This window comes from Pseudoduganella chitinolytica, from assembly GCF_029028125.1.
Taxonomy (GTDB): Bacteria; Pseudomonadota; Gammaproteobacteria; order Burkholderiales; family Burkholderiaceae_D; genus Rugamonas; species Rugamonas chitinolytica.
Map to the genome: position 1 here is coordinate 570,177 of NZ_CP119083.1, position 14,551 is coordinate 584,727.

A 14,551-nucleotide genomic window follows, 5' to 3' on the forward strand; every position below is an offset into this window, starting at 1 on the left:
GCCTTAACATTCAGGGGACCCATCTTGTCGTTCAAAAAACTCATGCTGCCAGCTGCGCTGCTGGCCGCCTGCGGTACCACCGCGGCGGACGAAGGCCAGTGGCAGCCACACCAGATGCCGCAACTGAAGGCGGAATTGAAGCGCATCGGCATCGAGATTCCGGCCGAACGCATCGCCGACCTGTCGAAACACCCGATGAGCGCCATCGTCTCGCTGGGCGGCTGCTCCGCGTCATTCGTGTCGCCCGACGGCCTGGTCGTCACCAACCACCACTGCGCCTATGGCGCCATCCAGCGCAACTCCACCGCCGCGAAGAACTACATCGTCGACGGCTTCCTGGCCAAGACGCGCGCCGAGGAGCTGCCGGGCGGGCCGAACACGCTGGTGTACGTCACCGACAAGGTGGAAAACGTCAGCGCCAGGGTGCTGCAGGGCCTGGAGAACGTCGGCGGCCGCGAGCGCCATGAAAAGATCGAGCGCCGCATCAAGGACCTGATCGCCGAGTGCGAGACCGACAAGATGTACCGCTGCGCCGTGCCGGCGTTCCACCGCGGCCTGGAGTACTACCGCATCCGCCAGATGATGATCCGCGACGTGCGCCTGGTGTACGCGCCGTCCGACATGATCGGCAACTACGGCGGCGACATCGACAACTACGAATGGCCGCGCCACACGGGTGACTACTCGTTCCTGCGCGCCTACGTGGGCAAGGACGGCCGTCCCGCCGAGCCGTCGCCGGACAACGTGCCGTACAAGTCGAAGGACTTCCTCGTCGTCTCGGCCGAAGGCCTGAAGGCGGGCGATCCGATCCTCCTGGCCGGCTACCCGGGCCGCACCAGCCGCTACAAGCTGCCGTCGGAAATCCGCCATGCGCAGAAGACCAGCTATCCGGCCCAGGTGGCGGAGTACCAGGCCGACCTGGACACCATCGCCGCTGCGACGAAGGCAAAGCCCAACGACGAGGTGCGCTACGCCTCCGTCGTCAAGTCGATCAACAACCGCATGAAGAAGACGCAGGGCCTGCTGGACGGCTTCGCGCGCAAGGACATCGCCGCCATCAAGGACGTGCAGGATGCCGAGTTCCGCGCCTGGTACGGCAAGCAGCAGGGCGTGTCCGGCGCGATGCTGGCCGAGCTGGATGCGGCGATCGCGGCCGACATGGCGTTCGAGCAGGAGCAATTCGCCTGGAACGTGGCCACCAACAGCGACTTGCTGAAAAGCGCGCGCACGCTGGTGCGCCTGGCCCAGGAACGCCAGAAGCCGAACGCCGAGCGCGAAGCGGGCTACCAGGACCGCGACCTGACGTTCATCAAGGCCCGCCTGACGCGCCTGGAGCAGTCCTACGTGGGCAGCGTCGACCAGGCCCGCTTCGTCGCCGGCCTGCAGCGCTACACGAAGCTGGCCAAGCGCCCGCAAGGCCTGGACGCGCTGCTGCCGGCGGTGGCCGACGTGCCGGCGCTGTACGCCAACACGAAGCTGGGCGACACGGCCACGCGCCTGGCGCTGCTCGAGCAGGATGCCGCCGCGCTGGCGAAATCCGACGACGCGTTCGTCCGCCTGGCCCTGAAGCTGAACGAGATGGACCGCGCCCTGGAGAACCGCGCCAAGGAAGTCGAAGGCAACCTGGAAAAGGTGATCCCGCAGTACATGAGCGCCGTCATCGCGTGGAAGAAGTCGCAGGGCAAGCCGGTCTACCCGGACGCCAACTCCACGCTGCGCGTGACCTACGGCACCGTGGCGCCGTACTCCCCCCGTGACGGCATCTCGAAAGGCCCGTTCACGACCGTGGAAGGCATCGTCGAGAAGCACACCGGCAAGGACCCGTTCAACGCGCCGGCCAAGCTGCTGGAGGCTGTCAGGGCGAAGCGCTATGGCCAGTTCAAGGACCCGGTGCTGGGCACCGTGCCCGTCAACTTCCTGTCCAGCGCGGACACGACGGGCGGCAACTCGGGTTCCGCCATCGTCAACAAGCGCGGCGAACTGGTCGGCCTGAACTTCGATTCGACCTACGAGTCGATCACGAAGGACTGGTACTTCGACCGCGACATCACCCGTGCGATCCACCTGGATGCCCGCTACATGCTGTGGGTGATGAAGGAAGTCGACCACGCCGACAACCTGCTGCGGGAAATGACGATCCGCTATCCGAAGAAGTAAGCCGATCTCCCGGACGAAACCGCCGCCCGCAAGGACGGCGGTATTTTTTCGTCCCTGTCCCGGGGGCGCACCACGGATTTCGCCCGTGACGCCAGGAACTGTGCCATGATAGCCGGCTTCGATCAGCCCACGCCGTCCATGTCTTCCGAGTTCCCCGCCCAACCTTCGCCCCACGCCAGCCTGGAAAACCGCTTCGGCGCCTTGTTCGAGCAGGCGCCCGTCAGCATCCAGATCCTGGCCGCCGACGGCCGCACGCTGCGGGTCAACCACGCCTGGGAAGAACTGTGGCAGATCCGGGCCGGCAGCGCGCTGATGGCGCACGTGTTCAGCGCCGACTACAACGTGCTGACGGACCCGCAACTGGTCGCGGGCGGCATCACGCCTTACCTGCGGCGCGCGTTCGCGGGCGAATCGGTCGCGATTCCGGCCGTCCGCTATGACGTGGCGGCGCTGGGCGGCACGGGCCCCGCGCGCTGGGTGACGGCGCGCGCGCATCCGCTACAGGACAGTGCCGGCAACATCGTCGAGGTGATGCTGATGCACGAGGACATTACCGAGCGGGTCGCCGCGGAGACGGCGCTGCGCGTGCGCGAGGAGCGTTTCCGCTCGCTCGTGATGGCCACGTCGCAGATTGTCTGGACCAATACGCCGGACGGGCGGGTGCTGGAGGACTCGCCGTCCTGGCGCGCCTTCACCGGCCAGACCTACGAAGAATGGAAGGAATCCGGCTGGCTGGATGCCTTGCATCCGGACGATCGCGCACCGACGGCGGCATTGTGGCAGGCGTGCGTGGCGCAACGCGCCGTGTTCGAGACGCGCTACCGCCTGCGGCGCGCCGACGGCACCTATCGCTGGACGGCCGTCAAGGGCCTGCCCATCGTCGATGCGGGCGGCGGCGTGCGCGAATGGATCGGCGCCAACACGGACATCCACGACACGGTGCTGGCGCAGGCCGAGCTGCAGGAGCAGGACCGCCGCAAGGACGAATTCCTGGCGATGTTGGCGCACGAGCTGCGCAATCCGCTGGCGCCGATCTCGGCGGCGGCCGACATGCTGCGTTCCGGTGCGGCCGACCCGGCCGCCGTGCGCCGCACCAGCGAAGTGATCGGCCGCCAGGTGCGCCACATGACGTCGCTGGTGGACGACCTGCTCGACGTGGCGCGCGTCACGCGCGGCCTGATCCAGCTGGACAACGAACGGGTCGCCATGGCCGACGTGGTCGCGGGCGCGGTGGAACAGGCCAGGCCGACGATCGAGGCACGCGCCCATGCGCTGGCCGTGACGGGCGACGCGGCAGGTGCCTGGGTGCTGGGCGACCGTCACCGCCTGGTACAGGTCCTGGTCAACCTGCTCAACAACGCCGCCAAGTACACCTCGCGCGGGGGCGCCATCACGCTGGCGTTGACACAGGCGGCGAGGACGGTATCGATCGACGTCAGGGACAACGGCATCGGCATCGATGCGGAGCTGCTGCCGCACGTGTTCGACCTGTTCACGCAGGCCGAGCGTTCGCCGGACCGGGCCCAGGGCGGCCTGGGCATCGGCCTGGCGCTGGTGCGCCACATCGTGACGATGCATGGCGGGACGGTGGCGGTGCAAAGCGCCGGCCTGGGTTGCGGCTGCGTGTTCACGGTGACGCTGCCGGTGCTGGACGCCTGAATCGGCGTACCGGTGCCAGGCACCTCTGTCAGGGCGTTGCCGCCCTGAGAGAGGTGCCTGGCACCATGGGTCTTCCCCCAACCTGCATTTGCAGCAGCTCCAGCGTCGTCTCGTCCGGCCGCCCGCCGAAGAACAGGTCGAGTGCGCGCTTGAACAGTGCGTTGTCATGGGTGGCGCGGGAAAACAGCGTCATCGAGGAGCGGAACTTCAGCGCATCCACGGAGCCGAGAATCTTCTCGATGGGCTGGCCCGCATGGCCGTTGACGAGTTCCGTGCACTCGCACAGGCGGTCGCCCAGCACCACGTCGTTCAGGTAGGCGCGTGCCTCGGCCAGCGATTCGATGCCATAGAACCGGCTCGTCTCGGACTGGCCCAGTCCGCGCAGCTGGGGAAAGACAAACCACATCCAGTGGCTGGTCTTGCGGCCGTCGCACAGTTCGCGCAGCACCTGGCCGTACACGTTCGCCTGGGCGGAAATAAAGCGGTCAAGGTCGAAGTCCATCGCTACCTCCTCGTCAAGGGGCAACAGTCTAGCCAATTCCTTGCGGAGGCGGCGCCACGCTGCCGTCGCCGCTGCCGCCGTGGCATAATCCTGCGTCCTCACGAGCGCCCCCATGAACGAAACCCTGTCCCTTTTCGGCCTTGCCACCACGCCGCTGGAGCTGCTCTCCTTCGTGCTGTCCGTCGTCACCGTCTGGCTCAACATCCGCCAGAACCACTGGGCCTGGCTGTTCGCGATCCTGTCCTCGGGGCTGTACGGCGGCGTGTTCTTCGATGCCAAGCTGTATGGCGACATGGGCCTGCAGCTGGTCTTCATCACCGTCTCCGTGTGGGGCTGGTACCAGTGGCTGCATGGCGACGATACGCACGAGCGCCTGCCGGTCACGCAGCTGACGGCGCGGGGCAGGGCGGTCGCGGCGCTGGCCTGGCTGGGCGCGTTCGCCGTGCTGGCCTGGTTCCTGCGGTCCTTTACCGATACCGACGTGCCCTACGCGGACGGGTTCCTGACGGCCGGCAGCCTGGTGGGCCAGGTGCTGCTGTCGCGCAAGCGGCTGGAGAACTGGCACGTCTGGATTGCCGTCGACGTGCTGTACGTGGGGCTGTACCTGCACAAGGGCCTGCTGCTGACGGCCGTGCTGTATGCCATGTTCGTCGTCATGGCGGCGATCGGCCTGCGCGCGTGGCGCCGCTCGATGGGTCAGCATGGGCAGGCCAGTGCCACGATGGTGCTGAAGTGACGCTGCGGGTGGCGATCGTCGGCAGCGCGTCGTCCGGCAAGACCACGCTGGCGCAGGCACTGGCGGCACGCTACGGGTCGGTCTGGGTGCCGGAATACCTGCGCGAGTTCGTCGAGACGCGCGAGCGCGTGCCGGCCGAAGAGGACCAGCTGCCCATCGCCCAGACGCAGCTGGCACGCGAGGACCTTGCGGCCACCCGCGCCGGGCGCTTCCTGTTCTGCGATACCACGCCGCTGATGACGCTCGTCTACAGCCTGCACTACTTCGGCCGGGTCGACACGGGCCTCGCCGCGCTGGCGGCCAGCCGCCGCTACGACGTCACGCTGCTGTGTGCGCCGGACATTCCGTGGGTGCCGGAAGGACTGGTGCGCGAGCCGGAAGACCAGAGCGCGGCCGTGAATGCAATCCTGGCCGAGGAACTGGCCGCACGTGCGATTCCGTTCGTTCGCATCCACGGGCCGCTGGAAGAGCGGCTGCGGCAGGTGGAACAGGTGCTGGGCCGCTGAACCAGCCGGCCCCGCATCCCGCGATCAGAAGTCCAGCTGGGCCGACAGGCGATAAGTCCGTTCGGCGCCCGGGAACAGGTAGCCGCCCAGGTCCGGCGTGACGTCGCGCCAGTAGAACTTGTCCAGCGCGTTGCGCACTTGCGCGCGCAGCACCAATGGCATGCCGGCCACCTTGGTCGCATACGACGCACCCAGGTTGAGGACGTGGTACTTCGGCACCATCACCGTGTTCTCCTCGTCGAAGGCCTTCTTGCCGACGAACTGCCAGTCGCCGTTCACCTTCAGGCCCGCGACCCGCGGCAGGGCATACTCGGCGAAGACGGTGGAGCGGAACGCCGGCACGTTGGTCACGCGCTTGCCGTCGTAGCCCTGGCCGGTGCCTTGCTGCTCGGTATGCAGGGCGGCCAGCGACGCGCCCACGGCCAGGTCGCGCGTGGGCTTGCCCGACGCGCTCATTTCCAGTCCGCGGTGGCGCGCTTCGCCATTGCGGACGTAGGTGTTGCTCGCGTCGGTGTATTCCAGGCCCTTCTCGATCTGGAACAGCGCGGCGGCCAGGTTGATGCCACGCACCTGCGCCTTCACGCCCAGCTCGACCTGCTTCGACTTGCCCGGTTCCAGTGCGCGATTGGGGAACGTGGTGCCGATCGGGGCGATGCCGCCATGCTCCAGGCCCTGCGCATACGACACGTAGCCGGAGACGTTGTCGCGCGGGCTGAACACCAGCGCCACGTTGGGCAGCCAGAAGCCGGCGTCCGTTTGCGCGTCGAGACCCACCTCGCTGCGACGAACCTTGGTGTAGCGCGCACCCGCATGCAGCTTGAGCTGTTCGGTCAGGCCGACGATGTCCTGCGCGAACAGCGAGCTTTCGCGGTCGACGCGGCGTTCCGACACGGGGCCGCTGCTGCCCTCGGCCGGAGCCACGATCACGGGTCGGTGGATGTTGCTGGTGCCGGCATAGGCGTACAGGTAATCGCCCCAGCTCTCCTTGTTCTGGAAGTACGACAGCCCCGCGGTCAGCTCATGGCGCAGCGCGCCGGTGGCGAAGCGGCCCTGCAGCATGGCCTGCGCGGCCAACGGCTTCTTCTTTTCGCCCAGGCTGCGGTAGTCGTACACGTCGTAGTCGCCGCTGGCGCAGAAGCCCACGCCCAGGTCGGGACCGCAGCCGAGCGGGAACGCCGTGTAGTCGTCGCGCTTGAAGTCGTGCCGGTTGGCGCTGAGAACGGCGCGCCATTCAGGCGTGAACTCGTACTGGAAGCGTACGCCCACGTTGCTGGTCTCGGTCTTGACGGGGAAGCTCCACGGCTGGTTGTTCAGCATCGTGTCGGCCGCGACGCCGGGCAGCGTACGGTTGTCGATCAGCTGGAAGCCGGGCGCCGAGACCTGCGCCTTGTTCTGGTAATCCGCGTCGATCTGCAGCAGCGCCTGCGGCGTGATCCGCCAGTCGAAGGCGCCCGAGATGAAGTTGCGGTGGCCGTCGGCGCCCTCGATGTACGAGCGCAGGCGTTCGGTCGCCACGTTGATGCGGTAGCCGAAACGGCGGTCGGCCAGGCGGCCGCCCAGGTCCAGCGTGCCCAGCACGGTGCCCCGTTCGCTGACCTCGACGAGGGCCGAGCGCAAGGTCTCGGCGGTGGGGCGCTTGGTCACGTAGTTGACGATGCCGCCCGGCGCGGCGACGCCGGCCTGCAGGCCCGCCAAGCCCTTCAGCACCTCGATGCTTTCCTTGTTTTCCAGCGGGATCTGGGTGTCGCCGGAAATGGCCAGGCCGTCCTTGCGGTAGCTGCGCGCGTTGTCGAGCTTGAAGCCGCGGATGGAAAACTGCTCGGCGTAGCCGACGGCGTTGTAGGCGTCGCCGATGGACGCGTCGTAGCGTGCGGCGTCGGTGGTGGAACGGATGTTCAGCGCCTGCATCTGCTCGCGCGTGATGACGCCGACGGAGGCCGGCGTCTGCAGCAGCGGCGTGTCCGCAAAGCCGGCCACGGAGGCGTGGGCCGCATCGGCGCGGGCGCCGGTGATGACGACTTCGGTGACGGGCGCGTCGGTTTGCGCCAGTGCAGCGGCGGGAAATGCCTGCGCGATGCCCAGCGCGGCAGCGGATAAAGCGATCTTGGTCTTGTACATTGTGTGCTCTTCGGTTGGTCGGCCAACGAACGGAGCACTCAAAGAGGAGGGGTGAACACGACTTTGCGCTTTCCTTCGCTGGCATTATCCAGATCAGGTACGAAGGGTATCTCTCACCCGGAACATCGGTTCCAGGACCCCCAGCGAGGGCGAAGCTTAACATATCCGGTTGCAAATTCGTGCGCCATGCTTCCAGTCGTGCCGTTACACTTGAGGAAAGTATCCAGAGGGCCGACAATGCGCGTATCCGAACCAACCGAATGGAGAGCGCCATGAAGGAGGAACACATCGCGCAGGGACACGCCGCGCAGCAACACGTCGTGGAGGCGCGCGACAACCTGAATGCCCAGGTGCTGGACATGCACCGGGGCCTTTGCGCGTTGATCGACAAGCTGGGCGAGCTGGACATGCTGAACCAGCGTGCCGAGGCATGCACCGACCCGGAGCTGAAGCTGGTGCTGTCCAGCCAGCGCGACGCGGCCCGCAAGCAGGTCGCGATGCTGCTGGAGTGGGCCCGCCGGCGCGACGCCAGGCTGGACAAGGCGCTGCGCGACGCGCTGTTCAAGGCCGGGCCCATTGCCGCGCAGTACCGCTACGGCGAGGATGTCGAGTAGCGTAAATCAAGCGGCAGATTGATCGCCGGAAATGTCCGGCGTGCAGCAAGCAAGTGCGAGCACACGAATAACGCACGTTGAAGGAGGCAGCCCGGCAACACGAGGCCGGCCTCCACCAATAAAGGGATATATGAAGTTACAGCCTTATCACGAAGGAAGCTGGTTTGCCGTACCGCTGATGAACGGCGGTTACGCGGCCGGGCTCGTCGCGCGCATGTCGCCGCAAGGCAAGATCATGCTGGCCTACCTGTTCGGCCCCAAGCGGCCTGCGATGCCGACCCTGGCCGAGGTCCAGCAACTGACGGCGCGCGATGCGCTGAAGGCCATCCGCACCGGCGACATGGCGCTTGCGAACGGCCGCTGGCCCGTGCTGGGCGATGCCGACCGTTTCGACCGCAACGACTGGCCCGTGCCCGTCTTCATCCGCCGTTCCGACACCCTGAAGCGGGCCTGGCAGGCCACCTACGCCGACGATCCGGCCAAGCCGGAACGGGAGGTCTCCGTGCCATATGAAACGGAAGGGCTGGAAAGCGACTCGCTGTACGGCTACGGCTCCACCGAACTCCTGCTGACCAAACTACTGGAGCACTGACATGATGCAGGGCGGCTGTTTTTGCGGGGCCGTGCGCTACCTGGTGACGGACACTCCGTTCAACAGCACGCTGTGCCATTGCTCGATGTGCCGCCGCGCCACCGGCGCTCCGGCGGTCGCCTGGTTCTCCGTCAAGCGCGCGGGCCTGCGCTACACGATGGGCAAGCCGGCCACGTACCACTCCAGCCCCGGCATCTCGCGCCGCTTCTGCGCCGACTGCGGCACCCAGCTGGCATTCGAGGACGAGCGCTGGCCGGAGGAACTGGATATCACCACTGCCAGCCTGGACGATCCGGAGCTGGTGCCGCCAGGCGACCATATCTTCATGCAGAGCCACCTGCGGTGGTTGCAACTGGCCGATGCCTTGCCGCGCTATGTGCGTACGCGCAAGGAAGGCGTCGTGCACGCGCCTTAGCGGCCGGGCCACGGCGACAACCGGTGCGACTTCCTGCCTGACGTCGGGTCTCGGGTCCGGCGGGCCGTCCTCCTGCGTTCGCCGTTAATGCCGGCCTGGCCCGCAACCTGCCTACGCTCACTGCGCGGTATCGGGGACAGTCCCTTGCCTTGACCATGGGCACACGCATCGCATCCCCCGCCACTCGCGTTATTGTTGATAATAAGTTCTCAGTATCGTATAGTCGTGGCCATTTCGCAACCACCCGAAAGGCGCGCGATGCCCACGCAACCCCCGCTGTCGATGTCACGAGTCGTCCGCCGTTTCGGCGCCCGCACGGCGCTCGACGGCCTGTCGCTGACCCTGCACGCGGGCGACGTGTTCGCGCTGCTGGCGCCGAACGGCGCAGGCAAGACGACGACACTGAACCTCATCCTCGGCTTCCTGCCGGTGCACGACGGCACCATCGCCGTGTGCGGCGCGCCGGCCGGCAGTGCGAAGGCACGGCAGGCCGTGGCCTACCTGCCCGAACAGGTGGCTGTCTATCCGGAACTGAGCGGGGTGGAGAACCTGCGGTACTTCGCGCTGCTCGCGGGCCTCGCGCCGGACGACGCCGCCCTGCGGCGCCTGCTGGTGCAAGCGGGCCTGGACGCCGCGGCGCACGACCGCGCGGCGCGCCACTATTCGAAAGGCATGCGGCAGAAGGTCGGCATCGCCATCGCGCTGGCGCGGCAGGCGCGCCTGCTGCTGCTCGACGAACCGACCTCCGGCCTGGACCCGCAGGCGGCGGCCGAGTTGTCGGCGGCCATCCGTGCCGCGGCCCGGCGCGGCGTCGCCGTGCTGATGGTCACGCATGACCTGTACCACATCCGCGAGGTGGCGACGCGGGTGGGCTTCCTGCGCGGCGGCCGCATCGTGCGCGAGGTCGATCCGCGCACGGCCGACCATGCCGACCTGGAGCGGCTGTACATCGGCGAGATGGCGCAATGAGTCCGCTGCTGGCGATCGAGGCGCGCCGGCTGTGGCGCGAGCCGCGGCTGCGCATGGTCGCGGCGCTGGCGCCGGCCCTGCTGCTGCTGGTGTTCCTGGCAAGCTGGCGCGATGCCGCCCAGCTGACGGCGGAGCGCCAGCGCTTCGCGGCGGCCGAGCGCGCGCGCTGGCTGGCGCAGGGGGACAAGGACCCGCACAGCGCGGCCCATTTCGGCGTCTGGGCCGTCAAGCCGGCGTCGCCGCTGGCCGTGCTGGAGCCGGGCATCGAGCCCTACGTCGGCCTGGCGGTCTGGCTGGAGGCCCACAAGCGTAACGAGATGATCTTCCGCCCCGGCCAGGATGCCCATCCGATTGTCCGCGGCGCCACGTCGGTGGCGCAGTTGCTGGGGCTGTTGGGACCGTTGTTCGCGCTGCTGCTGGGCTTTGCCGGCTTTGCCCAGGACCGCCAGCGCGGCACGCTGCGCCTGGCCCTCGGCAACGGCGCGCCGGCCGGGCGCCTGCTGCTGGCGCGGTTTGTCGTGCTGGCCGGCGTGCTGGTCGCTGTCGTCCTGCTGCCGGCCGCGCTGTTGGGGGCGGGGGCCCTGCTGGCCTTGCCGGATGGCGGCTGGCGGGGCGGCGTACGGCTGGCCATGTGGTGCGCCTTGCATGTGCCGTACCTGCTGGCGTTCCTGTTGCTGGCGCTGGCGGTCGCGCTGCGTGCGCCCAGCGCCCGGACCGCGCTGGGCCTGCTGCTGGCGACGTGGCTGGCCCTGTGCGTGCTGCTGCCGCGGGTGGCCGGCAATGCCGTCGAGCTGCTGGCTCCGGCACCGCCTTACCAGGAAGTGCGGCGCCAGGTCGAGGCGGCGGCTCCTGCCTACGAAAGCGCCGATCGCTGGGAAGCGCGGCGCCGCACCCTGCAGGCGCGGGCGGCCGGCGGGGTGGACCTGCGGGCGGCACTGCTGGACCAGTCCGAGCGCGATTCGCATGTCGTGTTCGACCGCTTGTTGGGAAGGTTCTACGACGCCATCGAACAACAGGACGAGGTGTTCGGACGCCTGGGCGTGCTGACGCCCGCCGTCGCCTTGCAGGCGGCCGGCAGCGCCATCGCCGGCACGGATTTTCGCCAGCATCGCCACTTCATCGACGCGGCCGAGCACTACCGCCGCGGCATGGTCAACCGGCTGAACGGCGAGCTGATGCAGCGTGCCAGCCACGCGCCGGTCAAGGGCGGATCGTGGGAGTCCGTGCCGGCGTTCGCCTACCGGCCGCCCACGCCGGTACAGGCGGCAATCGCTGCGGCGATGCCGGTGGCAGCCCTGCTGGCGTGGTGCGCGCTGGCCGCGCTGGCGGCATGGCGCGCGGCGCGCGGAGTGCGGCCATGACGGCGCGGCTGTTCCGGATGGAATTGCGCTTGCTGCTGCGTGCGCCGTCGTGCGCCGTGCTGGCCGTGCTGATGCTGCTCGCGCTGTGCTGGGGCGCCGCCAACGGCGCGCGCCACGTGCGTGCGCAGCAGGCCACGATCGAGCGCATCGACCAGCACGTGCGCGGCAAGGTGGCGGCGGACCAGGCGGCACTGGCACGCTGGCGCGCCAGCGCCGGGCCACGCCTGCCGTACTGGCAGGACCCGTCCGACCCGGCGGGCTATATGCGTTACGGGCTGCACGCGTATGCCGTCAAGGCGCCGGCGCCGCTGGCTGCCGTCGCGGTGGGCCAGTCGCGCCTGCTGCCGTATTACCTGCGCGTGGACCTGGACTACGTGGCGCCGCCCGCCGCCGCGTTCGACTTCGTCAGTCCACGCCTGCTGGGGTTGGGGGAGGTCGACCTGGCCTTCCTCCTGGTCTACATCTGGCCTTTGGCCGTGATCGCGCTGGGCGCCACGCGCCTGGCCGCCGAGCGCGATTCCGGCGCCCTGGCGCTGATCGCGGCGCAGGCCCGTTCGCTGCGCTTGCTGGTGCTGGGCAAGTTCGCGGCGCTGGCGACGGTCTGCGTTCCCTTTGTCCTCGCCGCCACCGCGCTCGCCCTGGTCCTGGCCGGAACGTCGCTGCGGGCCGCGCCCGCCGCGCTGGCGCTGCTGGCCGTGGCTCTGGCCGGCTATACGCTGTTCTGGGTGGCGCTCGCCAGCTTCGTCGCCAGCCGCAACGGCGTCGTCGGCAGCAGCCTGCGGCTGGTCGGAGCGTGGATCGCGCTGGCGTTCCTGCTGCCGGCGGCGGCCGCGCTGCTGGTCGACCTGGGCCGGACTCCGGCCCCGGCGCTGGCTTACCTGGACGCGCTGCGCCGTGCCAACGACGTGGCGCCGGCCCGGCGTGACGCCTTGTTCAAGGACTACGTGGCCAGCCGGCCCGCATACCATGGCGCGCTGGCACGGGTCGCGGCGGTGCCGTATGCCACCAAGCAGATCGCCGTGCAGATGGCGGCGGAACGTAAGGCGGCGGCATCGGTGGCGCGGCGGCGCGCGCAGGCGGGGGCGCGCGCCGCCGCGCTGCAGTGGCTGTCGCCGGTACTGGTCGTGGACGGCCTGCTGCAGCGCATGGCCGGCACCGGTATCGAACGGCACGAGGCGTTCCTGCGCGACGCCGACGACTACACCAACCGCCTGCGTGCGTTCTTCTGGCCACGCGCGCTGCAGGCCGCCGCGGCGCCGGCCGAGCATTGCGCCGGCTGCGCGGTACGCCTTGCCTTTACCGAACACGATGCAATCCCGCGCTACCAGCCGGTGCGTTCGGCCGGCGGGCCCGCCCCGGCGCCGATCGATGGGGCGCTGGCTTCGTATCCGTGGCTGCTGGCCGCGATCCTCGTGGCGCTGATGGGACTGGGACGGCGCGGGCCGCTGCCCTAGCCGTTCAGTGCGCGCCGCGCTTGCGGGCCGTCTTGTCCTTCCGGGCGGCGGCGCAATCGGCACAGACACCGTACAGGGTCAGCTCGTGGTGGTCGATCACGAAGCCTGCCGGCGCCAGGTGCTCCATCGTGCCGGGGCAACCCTCGACGTCGAACACGCGGTCGCACGGCACGCAGTGGAAATGATGGTGGTGATGGTGGGCCAGCTGGGCCATCTCGTAGCGCGGGTTTTCGCCCGGCAGCGTGACCGGCTGGATGGTACCGTCGGCCAGCAGCAGCTTGATGTTGCGGTAGACCGTCGCGATGCCGGTCTCCGGAACGCTCGTACGCACGGCGTCCAGGATCTCCTGGGGACTGAGCGGGCGGGCGGCGGCCTCCATCGCGGCGCGAATCGCCGACCGCTGGCGGGTAGTACGTTCCATGGCAAGACTTTTGGCGCAAAAAACAATTATCCCACAAACCCCGGTTTCCTCTTGTGATGATAATGAGAATGCATTATCGTTAACGCGGTTCTACGTGTCCAACCTCTCATGGAAGCCAACTCGTGACATCGATCTCCTTCGCAGTCGATCAGGCCGGCGCGGCCACGCAGCCGGACGCCGCGGCGCGCCACGGCGTTTGCAGCGGCGTGTGCCACGGCACGCTGGGTGAACTGATCCAGGGGCCCTACCTGGAGGGCGGCACGGCCCAGATCAGTTTGATCTCGCTGCCCGTGCGCAAATACAGCTGCATGCATTTCACGCCGCATGGCGCGGGCCCCGGCGACGGCCTGGCCGCAAAGACCAAGTGCCGCTTGGCGATCGGCCACTATCTCGCGCTGCATGGCCGCCAACTGCCTGCCGGCTGCTGGACGCATGATTCCGAACTGCTGGAAGGGAAGGGGATGGCCAGTTCGACGGCCGACATCGTCGCCACCATCCGCTGCCTCGACGCGCTGTTCGGGATCGAGTCGCAGGATGCCGCCATCGCCGCCATCCTGGGCCGTATCGAGCGCTCCGACAGCGTGTTCCTCGACAGCTATGCGTTGTACCTGAGCGGGCGCCAGCAGGTCGTGCGCCGCTTCGGCCGCACGCCCGCGTTCCACGTCTGCTACATCGACGAGGGCGGGCGCGTCGACACCGAGCGCGTCGGCAGCCACCTGCTGGGCTGGTATCGCGACCGGCTGGATGCGTACCTGGACAACCTGGAAGCCGCCGTCGGCGCCTTCGCGCGCGGCGACGCCGCCCGCATCGCCGCCTGCGCAACGGCCAGCGCCGTGCTGGGGCAGCCCGCCATCCCGAAGCGCAACCTCGACCTGCTGCTGCGCCACCAGGCCCGCCATGGCGCCGACGGCGTCTTCGTCGCCCACACCGGCAGCCTGCTCGGCTACCTGTACATCGAGCCGCCGGCACCGGCCCGGCTCGGGGCGCTCTCGGCATTCTTCCGCGGCCTGGGTTACCGGGCCTGGTTCGCACAGACGGGGTTCTGAC

At 68.7% G+C, this 14,551-nt stretch carries 14 protein-coding genes and 1 riboswitch; of the genes, 11 read left to right on the forward strand and 3 right to left on the reverse strand.

Annotated elements, in window-relative coordinates; all coding sequences use genetic code 11:
- The first annotated feature begins 42 nt into the window (after positions 1-42).
- Together PX653_RS02560 and PX653_RS02565 are read left to right on the forward strand one after the other, a co-directional pair.
- Positions 43-2,157: a S46 family peptidase gene (locus PX653_RS02560; protein ID WP_277416381.1), complete on the forward strand. Its 2,115-nt coding sequence runs from the start codon at positions 43-45 to the stop codon at positions 2,155-2,157.
- A gap of 105 nt (positions 2,158-2,262) precedes the next feature.
- Positions 2,263-3,816: a sensor histidine kinase gene (locus tag PX653_RS02565; RefSeq protein WP_277416382.1), complete on the forward strand. Its 1,554-nt coding sequence runs from the start codon at positions 2,263-2,265 to the stop codon at positions 3,814-3,816.
- A gap of 28 nt (positions 3,817-3,844) precedes the next feature.
- Here PX653_RS02565 and PX653_RS02570 read toward each other — a convergent pair whose 3' ends face one another.
- Entirely contained in the window at positions 3,845-4,318 is a 474-nt protein-coding gene (locus PX653_RS02570) for a DUF1810 domain-containing protein (RefSeq protein WP_277416383.1), read from the reverse strand.
- Between the two features lie 112 nt (positions 4,319-4,430).
- Here PX653_RS02570 and pnuC point away from each other — a divergent pair, with 112 nt between their 5' ends.
- Together pnuC and PX653_RS02580 are read left to right on the forward strand one after the other, a co-directional pair.
- Entirely contained in the window at positions 4,431-5,054 is a 624-nt protein-coding gene (gene pnuC / locus PX653_RS02575) for a nicotinamide riboside transporter PnuC (protein WP_277416384.1), read from the forward strand.
- Positions 5,051-5,560: an AAA family ATPase gene (locus PX653_RS02580; RefSeq protein ID WP_277416385.1), complete on the forward strand. Its 510-nt coding sequence runs from the start codon at positions 5,051-5,053 to the stop codon at positions 5,558-5,560. The genes pnuC and PX653_RS02580 overlap by 4 nt, the downstream gene beginning before the upstream one ends.
- A gap of 24 nt (positions 5,561-5,584) precedes the next feature.
- Here PX653_RS02580 and PX653_RS02585 read toward each other — a convergent pair whose 3' ends face one another.
- The gene (locus PX653_RS02585; RefSeq protein ID WP_277416386.1) at positions 5,585-7,678 is read right to left on the reverse strand and encodes a TonB-dependent siderophore receptor; all 2,094 of its coding nucleotides are present in this window, start codon (positions 7,676-7,678) and stop codon (positions 5,585-5,587) included.
- A gap of 53 nt (positions 7,679-7,731) precedes the next feature.
- Positions 7,732-7,830: riboswitch (TPP riboswitch) on the reverse strand.
- 120 nt (positions 7,831-7,950) lie between these two features.
- On the opposite strand from PX653_RS02585, the gene PX653_RS02590 reads away from it, so the two are divergent.
- The 6 genes from PX653_RS02590 to PX653_RS02615 all read left to right on the forward strand — a co-directional run bounded on the left by PX653_RS02590 (position 7,951) and on the right by PX653_RS02615 (position 13,083).
- Positions 7,951-8,292, forward strand: a complete 342-nt coding sequence (locus PX653_RS02590; RefSeq protein ID WP_277416387.1) for a ferritin family protein — start codon at positions 7,951-7,953, stop codon at positions 8,290-8,292.
- Positions 8,293-8,422: 130 nt separating this feature from the next.
- Positions 8,423-8,884: an Imm26 family immunity protein gene (locus PX653_RS02595; RefSeq protein WP_277416388.1), complete on the forward strand. Its 462-nt coding sequence runs from the start codon at positions 8,423-8,425 to the stop codon at positions 8,882-8,884.
- A 1-nt stretch (position 8,885) separates the two neighbouring features.
- Positions 8,886-9,299 carry a GFA family protein gene (locus PX653_RS02600; RefSeq protein ID WP_277416389.1) on the forward strand — a complete coding sequence of 138 codons (414 nt, stop codon included), beginning with the start codon at positions 8,886-8,888 and terminating at the stop codon, positions 9,297-9,299.
- Between the two features lie 258 nt (positions 9,300-9,557).
- Positions 9,558-10,268 (forward strand): ABC transporter ATP-binding protein, encoded by a 711-nt coding sequence (locus PX653_RS02605; RefSeq protein ID WP_277416390.1) that lies wholly within the window; start codon positions 9,558-9,560, stop codon positions 10,266-10,268.
- The gene (locus tag PX653_RS02610; protein WP_277416391.1) at positions 10,265-11,629 is read left to right on the forward strand and encodes a DUF3526 domain-containing protein; all 1,365 of its coding nucleotides are present in this window, start codon (positions 10,265-10,267) and stop codon (positions 11,627-11,629) included. The genes PX653_RS02605 and PX653_RS02610 overlap by 4 nt, the downstream gene beginning before the upstream one ends.
- Positions 11,626-13,083, forward strand: a complete 1,458-nt coding sequence (locus PX653_RS02615) for a DUF3526 domain-containing protein (RefSeq protein ID WP_277416392.1) — start codon at positions 11,626-11,628, stop codon at positions 13,081-13,083. Before PX653_RS02610 ends, PX653_RS02615 begins: the two co-directional genes overlap by 4 nt.
- 4 nt (positions 13,084-13,087) lie before the next feature.
- Here PX653_RS02615 and PX653_RS02620 read toward each other — a convergent pair whose 3' ends face one another.
- Positions 13,088-13,504: a Fur family transcriptional regulator gene (locus tag PX653_RS02620; protein ID WP_277416393.1), complete on the reverse strand. Its 417-nt coding sequence runs from the start codon at positions 13,502-13,504 to the stop codon at positions 13,088-13,090.
- 122 nt (positions 13,505-13,626) lie between these two features.
- On the opposite strand from PX653_RS02620, the gene PX653_RS02625 reads away from it, so the two are divergent.
- Entirely contained in the window at positions 13,627-14,550 is a 924-nt protein-coding gene (locus tag PX653_RS02625) for a GHMP family kinase ATP-binding protein (protein WP_277416394.1), read from the forward strand.
- The last annotated feature ends 1 nt before the right edge of the window (position 14,551 follow it).

What these genes read in the sequence shown, in the direction of transcription:
- PX653_RS02560 (WP_277416381.1), top strand. Translation starts at nt 43, where the DNA reads ATGCTGCCAGCTGCGCTGCTGGCCGCCTGCGGTACCACCGCGGCGGAC.
- PX653_RS02565 (WP_277416382.1), top strand. Translation starts at nt 2,263, where the DNA reads ATGATAGCCGGCTTCGATCAGCCCACGCCGTCCATGTCTTCCGAGTTC.
- PX653_RS02570 (WP_277416383.1), bottom strand. Translation starts at nt 4,318, where the DNA reads ATGGACTTCGACCTTGACCGCTTTATTTCCGCCCAGGCGAACGTGTAC.
- pnuC (WP_277416384.1), top strand. Translation starts at nt 4,431, where the DNA reads ATGAACGAAACCCTGTCCCTTTTCGGCCTTGCCACCACGCCGCTGGAG.
- PX653_RS02585 (WP_277416386.1), bottom strand. Translation starts at nt 7,678, where the DNA reads ATGTACAAGACCAAGATCGCTTTATCCGCTGCCGCGCTGGGCATCGCG.
- PX653_RS02590 (WP_277416387.1), top strand. Translation starts at nt 7,951, where the DNA reads ATGAAGGAGGAACACATCGCGCAGGGACACGCCGCGCAGCAACACGTC.
- PX653_RS02595 (WP_277416388.1), top strand. Translation starts at nt 8,423, where the DNA reads ATGAAGTTACAGCCTTATCACGAAGGAAGCTGGTTTGCCGTACCGCTG.
- PX653_RS02600 (WP_277416389.1), top strand. Translation starts at nt 8,886, where the DNA reads ATGATGCAGGGCGGCTGTTTTTGCGGGGCCGTGCGCTACCTGGTGACG.
- PX653_RS02605 (WP_277416390.1), top strand. Translation starts at nt 9,558, where the DNA reads ATGCCCACGCAACCCCCGCTGTCGATGTCACGAGTCGTCCGCCGTTTC.
- PX653_RS02610 (WP_277416391.1), top strand. Translation starts at nt 10,265, where the DNA reads ATGAGTCCGCTGCTGGCGATCGAGGCGCGCCGGCTGTGGCGCGAGCCG.
- PX653_RS02615 (WP_277416392.1), top strand. Translation starts at nt 11,626, where the DNA reads ATGACGGCGCGGCTGTTCCGGATGGAATTGCGCTTGCTGCTGCGTGCG.
- PX653_RS02620 (WP_277416393.1), bottom strand. Translation starts at nt 13,504, where the DNA reads ATGGAACGTACTACCCGCCAGCGGTCGGCGATTCGCGCCGCGATGGAG.